This is a genomic window from Dickeya parazeae Ech586 (assembly GCF_000025065.1).
In the GTDB taxonomy this organism is placed as follows: Bacteria; Pseudomonadota; Gammaproteobacteria; order Enterobacterales; family Enterobacteriaceae; genus Dickeya; species Dickeya zeae.
On record NC_013592.1, the window covers coordinates 3,021,620 to 3,033,287 of the forward strand.

General features: G+C 52.3%; 8 protein-coding genes. 6 read left to right on the top strand and 2 right to left on the bottom strand.

Annotation, left to right across the window (positions count from 1 at the left end):
• Nucleotides 1–87: 87 nt before the first annotated feature.
• The 3 genes from DD586_RS13265 to ggt all read left to right on the top strand — a co-directional run bounded on the left by DD586_RS13265 (nt 88) and on the right by ggt (nt 5,300).
• Nucleotides 88–1,047 carry a LysR family transcriptional regulator gene (locus DD586_RS13265; protein ID WP_012885342.1) on the top strand — a complete coding sequence of 320 codons (960 nt, stop codon included), beginning with the start codon at nt 88–90 and terminating at the stop codon, nt 1,045–1,047.
• 996 nt (nt 1,048–2,043) lie between these two features.
• Nucleotides 2,044–3,306, top strand: a complete 1,263-nt coding sequence (locus tag DD586_RS13270; protein WP_012885343.1) for a glycosyltransferase — start codon at nt 2,044–2,046, stop codon at nt 3,304–3,306.
• 230 nt (nt 3,307–3,536) lie between these two features.
• A complete protein-coding gene (gene ggt / locus DD586_RS13275; protein ID WP_012885344.1) occupies nt 3,537–5,300 on the top strand; it encodes a gamma-glutamyltransferase in 1,764 nt (587 codons plus the stop codon).
• Here ggt and DD586_RS13280 read toward each other — a convergent pair.
• The gene (locus tag DD586_RS13280) at nt 5,294–6,904 is read right to left on the bottom strand and encodes a methyl-accepting chemotaxis protein (protein ID WP_041164480.1); all 1,611 of its coding nucleotides are present in this window, start codon (nt 6,902–6,904) and stop codon (nt 5,294–5,296) included. The genes ggt and DD586_RS13280 overlap by 7 nt on opposite strands.
• Before the next feature lie 377 nt (nt 6,905–7,281).
• Between DD586_RS13280 and DD586_RS13285 the strand changes: the two genes are divergently transcribed.
• Complete coding sequence (locus DD586_RS13285) at nt 7,282–8,298, top strand: S66 family peptidase (RefSeq protein WP_012885346.1); 1,017 nt, start codon at nt 7,282–7,284, stop codon at nt 8,296–8,298.
• Here the strand turns inward: DD586_RS13285 and DD586_RS13290 are convergent.
• Complete coding sequence (locus DD586_RS13290; RefSeq protein ID WP_012885347.1) at nt 8,289–9,173, bottom strand: LysR substrate-binding domain-containing protein; 885 nt, start codon at nt 9,171–9,173, stop codon at nt 8,289–8,291. The genes DD586_RS13285 and DD586_RS13290 overlap by 10 nt on opposite strands.
• Before the next feature lie 360 nt (nt 9,174–9,533).
• Here DD586_RS13290 and DD586_RS13295 point away from each other — a divergent pair, with 360 nt between their 5' ends.
• Entirely contained in the window at nt 9,534–10,703 is a 1,170-nt protein-coding gene (locus DD586_RS13295) for a pyridoxal phosphate-dependent aminotransferase (protein WP_012885348.1), read from the top strand.
• 92 nt (nt 10,704–10,795) lie between these two features.
• Nucleotides 10,796–11,572: a transporter substrate-binding domain-containing protein gene (locus tag DD586_RS13300; protein WP_012885349.1), complete on the top strand. Its 777-nt coding sequence runs from the start codon at nt 10,796–10,798 to the stop codon at nt 11,570–11,572.
• Nucleotides 11,573–11,668 lie beyond the last annotated feature (96 nt).

The following is an 11,668-nucleotide window of genomic DNA, read 5'->3' on the forward strand; positions in this document are numbered from 1 at the left end:
TTATCAAGTGAATAGATAGAAAATCATTGAAGCTGTTGCAAGTATAGATTGATAATGATGTCAGTTATCCTGATCGGGAAAGGCATCATGCTGACAAAAGACATTCGCGCATTAGACATATTAGCGAAAGCTGTGGAGCTGGGCAGTCTACGCCAGGCAGCTATCTCAAAAGGGGTGACATCACAGGCCGCCAGCCAGGCACTCGCTCAACTTGAAGAATCATTAGGTGTGCGCCTTCTGCACCGAACAACACGCAGCCTCTCTCTGACAGAGGAGGGCAAGCAACTGTTGGAAGCCACACAACCGGCACTGGCGGTACTAGACCGCGCCTTTGCGCGTGCACGGCAGGTAAAAGACGAAATTTCAGGTCCGTTGCGTATTATTGGTCCCCGCTCGGCCTTCCCCCCGGTTTTATGGCCAGTCATTGACGAATACTGTCGTCGATACCCGGACATTCAGCCAGAAGTTCAGCTTGATGATAACGTGGGGGACTGGGTTCTTGATCGCGTGGATGTGGGGTTTCGGTTTGGTTCTCAGCCTACAGAGGGACTTATCGCACGCCCGTTGTTTCGCGCGCAACTGATTATTTGTGCTTCACCGGCATACCTGCGCACACACGGTGTACCCCGTTCGCTGGAGGAGCTGGCGTACCATCGTTGTAGCGTTTTTCGCCATCCGGGAACGGATGCAATATTTCCCTGGTACGTAAATATTGGGGGAGAAATCCAGACACGAGAGTTTCCACCAACCGTGGCAACAAACAGCACAGACATAGAAGCTGAGGCCACGCTTACCGGGCAGGTTATTGCACAGCTCTCATCATTGTCCTCAGCTGCGCTGATACGTGAAGGCCGTCTTGTGCCCTTACTGACGGAGCATGTGGCCAGCCACCTTCATCTGTACGCTTACTACGGGAGTCGCAAAGCGCAGCCACTGAGGGTCAGAAAATTTATCGAGCTCGCCGTTGAACGACTGACGGACAACCGGGAACTGACTCTGACGACAGATGAACTGCAGATGTATTCTGCTGAATGGCTGAACCAGTGAGCAATATGTACGGAAAAGGCCTGTGTGAATTAAGCCGGGATTCAGATTCAGAACCCAGTCAGGTATGTCCGCTTCTGGCTCAGGCTGTGTGAAAACTCTGATTGCTGACAGAAGGTCACGCGTTTAGACGATTTCTTAGAAAATTTGCATAGAAATATGATGCAGATTTTACGTAAAAGCGCTGGCGTCGGCCTCTTTTGCGTCTATGTCCCAAGCTTAAATCGTTTTCACACAGCCTGGACACAGAGCAGACAACCCTTGTAGATATGACCATAGTAACGATCATCAAATGCATGAGACCGCTCAAATCAGTTTATATAACCGCTTCGATTGGTGGTCATTCTGGTGGTCTTGACAGGAAGGTAATTATTATTTAGGTTAAGTATCAGCCAGTTATTGGCAAAGGCGATCCCAGTCAGAGGAGCCAAATTCAACGCCTTGCAATTCATAAAGAACTGCGAGGCGTTTTTTTTTGTATGGCCCGACACCCCGCTATGTCATCGCCATGCTGTCATATCAGCGTTATCACCGCGGATGAATTAATCGGGTATAAAGTCAGATCATTATTAATGATCAGCCAGGTAGACCGTGATAATCAGCCCATGTTAATTAATTAACCTCAACTATCTATCCACAATAAAAAACCAGTGTGACAATCAATTATTGTTATTTTCCTGTTGCTATTTTATTCTTTACTTAGAATAAAATTTGATACAAAAGTCAATAAACCGGCACGAGAATAATACCTGTACAGACTTATATTCCCTCCCCTATACTCGCGATAACACGCTACCAGCCAGCCGATATTGACTATCACAGCCTTATGCAAAAAGAGCGGTAAGACATCCTACCTTCAGTGCCGTGCACGCATCGGGTAAGGAATAATAGGCAATGAAAGCCAGCTAAGAGGTTATTTTCCACACCACTATTAATTACCGTAATAAATCACAAGGATGAAATTACACCAGAGAATTCTGGTGCACACAGGAGGGAGTCATGAGGATATTTTTATCCACGCTGGGATCTGCCGGAGATGTTTATCCATTCATTATAATAGGTGAAGCATTAAAGAATGCCGGACTGGAAGTTTACCTTTGTACCAATCCTTATTTTGAAAAAACGGCAAAAGAAAGAGGATTGCAGTTTATCCCGGTTGGTAGCAGTGAGGAATATTTACGTGCCGTTAACTCACAGCGCTTATGGAATCAAAAATCCGCATTCAATGAAATGGTGATGTATATGAATGCCCAACAGCAAGCCGCTTATGATGCGCTGGAACCGTGGGTCGACAGTACCTCGGTCATCCTCACCTCGCTTTGGTCGTTCTCCGCCAAAATGTTCAGCGAAACCCGTGGCTGCTGCGTTATCCCGGTACGCGTCACGCCATCAACATTCATTTCCAGCTACGATCCTCCCTATCACCGCCAACTGGCCTGGGGCCGTCGGTTACCGATTCGCCTGCGCCGCCTGTTTTTGCATCTCGCCGAGAAATACCTGATTGACAGAACACTGGCGCCTTCTATCAATCGCTTTAGAAATCAACTGCAATTACCGCATATCGAACGCGTACTGACATCCTGGGCGCATCGTACTGACTCGACGTTACTGTGCTTGTTTCCGGAGTGGTTCGCCTCTCCCTTACCAGACTGGCCGCCTCATATCCGCCAGGTAGGGTTTCCGTTGTTTAACCTACTGGATAATCAGCAAGATGACTCTCTGGCACAGTTCATCGCACATCGGCCGACCGTAATGTTTATGCCGAGCTGGGCGCTCAGTAGCAAACAGGCATTGATGGTTTCTCTGGTAAAAAAAATTCGTCGACGTGGTTATCAATGTTTAATCGTTGGCAAGCCCAATGATGACTTAGCAAACGATACCGGTATTCGTATCGAACGCCATGTCAATCTGAACCACTACTTGCATCGGTGTGCGGCCATTATCCATCACGGCGGTATCGGTACGATGGCGCAATCCTTCGCCGCCGGAATCCCTCAATTGGTGATTCCCAGTGCCTTTGATCAGTTCGATAACGCACGTCGGGTGACGGCCATGAAGTGTGGTACCTGGCTTAAAGACAACGAGATCGACAGGTTCGAGGATACGTTATGCCAGCTACTGGACGACCCCGAGATTGCCGAAAATTGCCAGCGCATTCGCCAGCAATGCCTTCCTGGGCCGGTTATCGGTGAGCAAATCGTCACAACGGTATGCGATGCCTATGCCAGGCATACCGCAAAATCCCATTCATCCCCAGGTTAATCCCTCTTCGGGTCATGCTCTACTGATACACCTTCGGACTTACACCTCATCAGGCGAAGACATCACAAATCGATAACATTCCTGATGATTTTCCGTGTATTGCATGCCGTCACAGCTACACTGAAAACGGCATGGTGTCAGAGCTAAAGTGGCACGCGGCATGCATTACAGAGACACAATCACAACGGTACGTAAAGACAACAACATCAATCCGGTTACAAGGGGGTTTTATGGCATCGGGAAAATGGCTGCTACCGTTAAGTCTGACGGCGTTACTGGTCAGCGGTGCAGTCCACGCGGTTTCCATACCGGCAGTGGAAGCGAAAAACGGTATGGTGGTCACCTCACAGTACCTCGCATCACAAGTTGGTGTCGATATTCTGAAAATGGGGGGGAACGCCATTGATGCGGCGGTAGCGGTCGGTTATGCGCAGGCCGTCGTCAATCCCTGCTGCGGCAACATCGGCGGCGGTGGGTTTATGACAATCCATCTGGCGGATGGTCAGGATACGTTTATTAATTTCCGTGAAACAGCGCCTGCCGCCGCTTCCGCCAATATGTATCTGGATGCGAACGGCAACGTTAAAAAGGATGCCAGTCTGTATGGCTATCTGGCAGCGGGTGTTCCCGGTACGGTACTGGGGCTGGAAACGGCCCGCGAAAAATACGGCAAGCTGACCCGCGCGCAGGTCATGGCACCGGCTATCAAACTGGCGCGAGAAGGTTTTGTTTTGACACGCGGCGATACCGATATCCTCGACACGACTGTCAAACGGTTTAAACAAGACCCCGAATCTGCACGCATTTTTCTGCGCCCGGACGGCTCCGCCTTACAACCGGGCGACCGACTGGTACAGACTGACTTAGCCAACACATTACAGGCGATATCCGACAAAGGCCCTGATGCGTTCTACCACGGCACCCTTCCTCAGGTTATCGAAGAGGCGGCGAAAAAAGGGGGTGGTATTCTGACAGCGGCTGATTTCGCCAACTATCGGGTGACAGAAACCAAACCTATCACCTGTAGCTATCGCGGTTATCAGTTCATCTCATCACCACCGCCCAGCTCCGGTGGGATCACGATGTGTGAAACGCTCAATATTCTCGAAGGCTACGACCTTAAGAGTATGGGATTTAACTCAGCGCAAGCTATCCATGTGATGACCGAAGCCATGCGACACGCTTACATGGACCGCAACACCTATCTGGGTGACCCGGCATTCGTTAAAAACCCCACGGAGCGGCTGTTGAGCAAAGACTATGCGGCTCAAATCCGCAAAAAAATCGACGAGACCAACGCCACGCCGTCTGAACAGGTCAAACCCGGCATGGAACCGCATGAAAAACCGGAAACCACCCATTACTCGATCGTCGATAATCTGGGGAATGCCGTCTCTACCACTTATACGGTGAACGGTCGCTTCGGTGCGGTCGTTATCGCGCCCGGCACGGGTTTCTTCCTGAACGACGAGATGGATGACTTCACCGTCAAAGTCGGTGAGAAGAACCTGTATGGTCTGGTACAAGGAGAACGCAACGCCATTGCCCCGGGTAAACGCCCGCTGTCGTCAATGAGCCCGTCACTGGTGACCAAAGACGGCAAAATCTTCCTGGTACTGGGTTCACCGGGAGGGTCGCGGATTATCAGCATTACGCTGCAAAGCGCGCTGAATATTCTTGATTTTAGCATGCTGCCGCAAGAAGCGGTGGATGCACCACGCATCCACCACCAGTGGTTACCCGATGAGGTGTACTACGAACAACGTGGTCTGTCTGCCGATACCCTCAAGCTGCTAAAAGAACGCGGCTATAAGATGGTGGAACAGACCCCCTGGGGCGCCACCGAGCTTATCATGGTCGGTCTGCCCGGTGTGGAAGGGGTCATCCCTGCTAACTCCGGCAACGACTCAGCCGTGTCTGGCAAGGTTCGTGAAGGGTATCTGTACGGCGCCAACGATTCACGCCGACCCGCCGGCGCCGCTATCGGTTACTGATAACTCGGTAACCACGCTTGTTCTGTAGCTTGTTCTGCACTACGGGTGTCCGGTACCACGCCGGGCGCCCGCTCCGAGAGTCGAAATACCCCTACGGCCTGCACCAGTTCTTCTGCCTGACCACTCAAACTTCCCGCTGCTGCCGCCATCTCTTCAACCAGCGCCGCGTTTTGCTGGGTAGTACGCTCCATGCTCACCACCGCCTCGCCAATCTGCGATACGCCACTACTCTGTTCATGGCTGGCTGAGCTGATTTCCCCCATAATGTCGGTCACCCGGCGGATACTATTGACCACATCATGCATGGTACTACCGGCTTTATCAGCCAGCGTGCTGCCGCTTTCAATGCGCTCGACACTGCTGGAAATCAGCGCTTTGATCTCACGGGCTGACTCTGCGCTGCGCTGCGCCAGCGCCCGCACCTCACCCGCCACCACCGAAAATCCGCGACCTTGTTCACCGGCACGGGCCGCTTCCACCGCCGCATTCAGCGCCAGAATGTTGGTTTGAAACGCGATACCGTCGATAACACTGATGATGTCGGCAATACGCTGGGCGCTATCATTGATCTCCCGCATGGTGTCCACCACCTCAGTGACCACGCTTCCGCCCTGCTCCGCCACCTGACTAGCCGTCTGGGCCAGCTGATTTGCCTGACGAGCATTATCCGCATTCTGTTTCACCGTCGCGGATAGTTGCTCCATCGACGCGGCCGTCTGCTCCAGCGCGCTAGCCTGGGATTCCGTACGTGCGGACAAATCATGGTTGCCGTGCGCGATTTCACCGCTGGCCATCCTCACCGATTCAGCACCATGACGCACCTGCGTGACAATGCGCCCCAGACTTTCCTGCATATGCGACAACGTATTGAGTACGACGGTAATTTCATCACGTCCACGGACGGTGATCGGGTAGGTTAAATCGCCATTCGCAACCGCTTCGGCGGCTGATTGTGCCTGCAGCAGACTGCGGACGATGCCACGCACCATCAACCAGCCAAATACCACCGCGCCGCTAATACCGGCCAGCACCGCCAGAATAGCCAGCGTTTTTAGCCACTGGTAACGCTGCACAGAGTCGGTGTATTCCTCTTTAGCCACATCAACCTGCAACGTCACCAGTTGGCTGAGTATGGCATGGCTTTGTTTTTCCAGCGGGCTGACTTTGCTGTCATAAAGACGCATTGCCTGTTCCATTTGTCCGGCACGGATCGCCGAATCAGTAGGCTGTATCCCCTCGCGGTTATAGCGTTGCAAATTCCCAGCGAATTGATCCGCCAGACGCGTTTCATCCGGTGTCAAATATGTTGCACGGTACTCACGCCACACCTGATCGATCCGGGTCGTATTCTGATTGAGTTCTTCAACGCGTTGTTGTTTATTGGTCGCGTCCGGTAATAACAGCATATCCATCAGCAATATCCGGTTACGCTGCATCAGCCATTCCATTTTTTCCAGTTGGGCCAGTACCACCGTGCGGTCTTCATACACGGTCTTAAGTGATTGATTGGCCTTTTCAGCGGTAAACATGCCGATAGCGCCCATGATCAGGATGCCCAACGATAGCATCCCGGTGAAACTCCATAATCGTGTCGAAATTTTCATTGTTGCGAAGCCTGTGCTGTGTAATGTCGTCTGTTGTTATGTCTTCATTGACCATACGGCTATCCCGTACCTATCAAGTCGGGGAAATGTTTTTCTGCGAGGTGACGCGAAAACAAGAGGTGAACTATATATAAAACCTTGTAATGACAGAAGGTTATCAATTTTCGCACCCGGCGAATAAAATAGAATGAAATGGCATTTCACAAGCAGAACTGCATAGCTATTACCGCTTTTCAGCACGGTAAATGTTACTTATGTTATTGAAGGCCACCATTTATAAAAAACGTCGGAAATTATTTTTTATAGTGATCGGCAATTAAAAAGAAACGCTTATGATTGATAGCCACCCTATGGCACCTGTTCGGAGAAAGGAATTCATGTCGCATACCCTGTTACTGCCCCCACCGTTGCATCCGGGCGACACCATCGGTTTTTTCTCCCCCTCTTCACCGGCAACGCACTTCGCTCCGGCCCGTTTTGAGCGGGCGAAATCCTTTCTCCAACAGCACGGTTACCGCCTGCATGCCGGTTCGCTGACCGGTAAAAGCGATTACTACCGCTCCGGCAGTATTGCCGCTCGTGCCGACGAGCTGAATACGCTGATTCGCGATCCGGCGGTACGCTGCATCATGTCGACTATCGGGGGTAACAACAGCAACGCACTGCTGCCCTATCTCGACTACGACGCACTACACCGGGCCCCTAAAATCATTATCGGTTACTCCGACGTGACCGCGTTATTACTGGGTATTTATGCCCGTACCGGACTGGTGACGTTTTACGGCCCCGCGCTGGTGGCTTCGTTTGGCGAATTCCCACCGTTGGTAGACGAGACCTTTGCCAGTTTCGTCGCACTGACCAGCACAGTGCAGCCCAGCCAAACATATGCTCAGCCATCACGCTGGACCGACGAACGGGTGGACTGGAACCAGCAGTCACGCGCCAAAACCACCTATACCAACCAGTGGCGTTTTGAGGGCAGCGGTTCGTATCAGGGGCGGCTTATCGGTGGCAATCTCAACACCATGGCCGGGATTTGGGGCAGCCCGTTTATGCCGACCATTAATGACGGCGACATTCTGCTGCTGGAAGACTCACTCAAGGACATCGCCACCGTAGAACGCGCCTTTGTACACCTGAAGCTATGCGGTGTGTTTGACCGGGTCGCCGCAGTGATCCTGGGTAAACACGAATTGTTCGATGACAAAGGCAGCGGCCGTGATTCGTTAACCGTATTGCGCGAGGTGCTTAAGGGACAACCGTTGCCGGTACTGGCGGATTTCGACTGCTGCCATACCCACCCGATGTTAACAATGCCACTCGGGGTACAGGTCAGTGTCGATTTCGACGCAGGCCAGGTCAGGCTGTGTGAACCCTGGCTACATCAGCCCTGACCCATCGATAAACACGCGGTGAAGCTGGTCAGAAAATCCGTCAGCCATTCCGGTTGTGTGCCGGGCCGGTGCACCAGATAATAGGCTGCCCCCGTCTTCACTGTACTGCTGAAGGGCATCACCAACCGCTGGCGGCGGAGATCGTCTTCTACCAGCGTCACATCGGCAATCGCAATCCCAAACCCTTGAATCGCGGCACTGATCGCTAAATCCATCGTATCGAACTGCTGATGGCGACGTATCATCTGCTCGCTGATGCCCTGCGTTTTGAGCCACAATTTCCAGTCGCGCTGATCCTGGGTGGGATGCAGTAACGTCAACCGGGACAGTTGCTCCGGCATCAGTGTTGTCTGCCCGGCTGACAACAAGTGCGGTGCCAGCACTGGCGAGAGTACCTCGTCGAACAGCTTGCCATCGTGTTGCGTCGGTGCCGTATGTGGCGCAAACACCACCGCCACATCGAAATCTTCATGGCGAAAATCAACCCCGTGCTCGGTGGTGGTGGTCAAGGCAACATGGATATCCGGTCGTGACTGCTCCAGCATCATCAGGTGTGACACCAGCCAGCGCATGGCGCAGGTCGGCGCTTTCATGCGGATCGAGCGCCCTTCACGCACCTGATCGGTGACCCGAAACAGTTGCTCGAACACCTCACGGACGTCTGGCAGTAGCTGGCTGCCCTGCGGGGTGAGCCGCAAACCGCGCGCATGACGCTGAAACAGTGCAAACCCCAGCCACGCTTCCAGTGAAGCGATTTGACGGCTTACCGCCCCCTGGGTCACAAACAGTTCCTCTGCCGCCCGAGTGAAATTGAGATGGCGAGCGGTGACCACAAACGCGTGTAGCGCATTGAGTGGCGGAATACGTTTATTCATGTTCAGCAATGCCCTTTGGCCAGTAGCCATAAGTAAATTGATTACATAACTATGCAGAAAAAACGGCACTGCCACTGACCTGTTAATCCTGCATCACTGGTGCTAATGGCCGCTCATTTCATCAAGTATGCGGCTCATCATCACAGCAACTTATCGTTGACAGAGGATAAAAGCACCAGGAAAGGCCTCAAGCCATGCATTTTTCTCATGGCTATTATGACAACAATTCGATTGTGGTACTACTACCGGCAACGTCTAATGCATGAATAGTTATTCATTTATTACGTTTCGACGTACTGTGTTATTAACGTCTCGTGTTACTAACGTACGAGTATTAACGGCAACCCACGGAGATCACGTATGCCGATTCACACCCCGGTGCGCTTTAGTTCCAAATTACCGGATGTAGGAACCACTATCTTCACCGTCATTGGTCAGTTATCCAGCCAGCATAACGCCATTAACCTGTCACAAGGCGCACCCAGTTTTCCGTGCTCTCCCGAGTTGATCGCCGGGGTGACGCGCGCCATGACCGCTGGTCATAATCAATACGCATCGATGTCCGGGCTGGTGTCGCTCAAAGAGGTGGTGGCGGAAAAAGTGCGGCGTTTGTACGGCCAGCATTATGACGCCGGGCAGGAAGTCACGATCACCGCCAGTGCCAGCGAAGGGCTCTACTCCGCTATTTCTGCGCTGGTACACCCGGGCGATGAAGTCATTTATTTCGAACCCTCCTTTGACAGCTACGCGCCAATTGTGCGGCTGCAAGGCGCGACACCGGTTGCACTGAAACTGGCGTTACCGGGTTTTAGCATTAATTGGGATGAAGTGCAGGCCGCCATCACGTCACGCACCCGCATGATTATCATCAACTCGCCCCATAACCCGAGTGGTCAGGTGCTGAGTGCTGACGATCTGGCGCAACTGGCACGCCTGACGCGCAACACTGATATCGTGATCCTGTCTGATGAAGTCTACGAACACGTGGTCTTTGACGGGCAGCAACACCACAGCATGGCAACCCACAGCGAGCTGGCGGCACGCAGTGTAATTGTCTCATCGTTTGGCAAGACGTTTCACGTCACGGGCTGGCGCGTCGGTTACTGTCTGGCCCCGGCAGCGCTGATGGATGAGATCCTCAAAATCCACCAGTTTATGATGTTCTCCGCCGACACGCCGATGCAGTATGCCTTTGCCGAGTACATGGCAGACCCCGCTACCTATTTGTCGTTGGGGCTGTTCTATCAACAAAAACGCGATCTGCTCACGCAGGCGTTGCAAGCTAGCCCCTTTGAACTGCTGCCTTCCGCCGGATCCTTCTTCATACTGGCCAGCTTCGCGCATTTCAGCGATGAGAGCGACAGCGATATGGTCAAACGACTGATTGTCGAGCACGGCGTGGCGACTATTCCGCTCTCGGCGTTTTACACCGATGGTACGGATAATAAATTAATTCGTCTTTCCTTCTCTAAGGATGACGCTACGCTACTGGCGGGTGCAAAAGCCTTGTGTAAGGTAACAGGTCGTTAATAGGTCGCCGTACCTGGCTGTTACCTGAAGGGCACCGTTGTTTAATCATGATTTGAACACTACTTACTGATTCACCGGAGATCGTTCCCACTATGAAAAAACTAAGCATACTGATGTTGTCACTGGGGTTGTTGTCCTCTTCCGTTGCACTGGCGCAAACTGAATTGCGTTTCGGTCTTGAAGCAGAATACCCGCCGTTTGAGAGTAAAAACGCCAAAGGGCAACTGGAAGGGTTCGATATCGATCTGGGCAACGCCATTTGTAAGGCCGGTAACTTCAAATGCAGTTGGGTAGAAACCTCCTTTGATGCCCTGATCCCGGCACTGCAGGCCAAAAAATTCGACGCTATCAACTCTGCCATGAACATCACGGAAAAACGTAAAGAAGCGATCGACTTCACCCAGCCGATTTACCGTATTCCGACACAATTAGTCGGCAAACCCAATACCGGTCTGGCCCCGACGGCCGAAGCGCTAAAAGGCAAAAATATCGGTGTGTTGCAGGGGTCTATTCAGGAAGTGTATGCCAAGGCGCACTGGGAGCCGAAAGGTGTGACGGTGACAAGCTATAAAGATCAAAACCTGGCATACGACGATCTGGCGGCAGGCCGTCTGGACGGCACGCTGGTAATGGCGGCGGCAGGTCAGTCCGGTTTCCTGGATAAGCCAGAAGGTAAAGGCTACGCCTTTATCGGCGGGCCGGTAGAAGACACCTCGATTCTGGGCAGCGGCATCGGTTTTGGCCTGCGTAAAGGTGATGAGACTTTGAAAGCCGAACTGGACAAGGCTATCAAACAAGTGAAAGACGATGGCACCGTCGAGAAACTGGCGAAACAATACTTCCCCGGTTTCGACGTACGGGTGCAATAACAAACGTTATCACCGACTCATGCACTGAAAGACAGCTATAACATGATAAGGCCCGCATCATATATGCGGGCCTTATTGCATTTAACAAACCAAACG

What these genes read in the sequence shown, in the direction of transcription:
- DD586_RS13265 (WP_012885342.1), top strand. Translation starts at nt 88, where the DNA reads ATGCTGACAAAAGACATTCGCGCATTAGACATATTAGCGAAAGCTGTG.
- DD586_RS13270 (WP_012885343.1), top strand. Translation starts at nt 2,044, where the DNA reads ATGAGGATATTTTTATCCACGCTGGGATCTGCCGGAGATGTTTATCCA.
- ggt (WP_012885344.1), top strand. Translation starts at nt 3,537, where the DNA reads ATGGCATCGGGAAAATGGCTGCTACCGTTAAGTCTGACGGCGTTACTG.
- DD586_RS13280 (WP_041164480.1), bottom strand. Translation starts at nt 6,904, where the DNA reads ATGAAAATTTCGACACGATTATGGAGTTTCACCGGGATGCTATCGTTG.
- DD586_RS13285 (WP_012885346.1), top strand. Translation starts at nt 7,282, where the DNA reads ATGTCGCATACCCTGTTACTGCCCCCACCGTTGCATCCGGGCGACACC.
- DD586_RS13290 (WP_012885347.1), bottom strand. Translation starts at nt 9,173, where the DNA reads ATGAATAAACGTATTCCGCCACTCAATGCGCTACACGCGTTTGTGGTC.
- DD586_RS13295 (WP_012885348.1), top strand. Translation starts at nt 9,534, where the DNA reads ATGCCGATTCACACCCCGGTGCGCTTTAGTTCCAAATTACCGGATGTA.
- DD586_RS13300 (WP_012885349.1), top strand. Translation starts at nt 10,796, where the DNA reads ATGAAAAAACTAAGCATACTGATGTTGTCACTGGGGTTGTTGTCCTCT.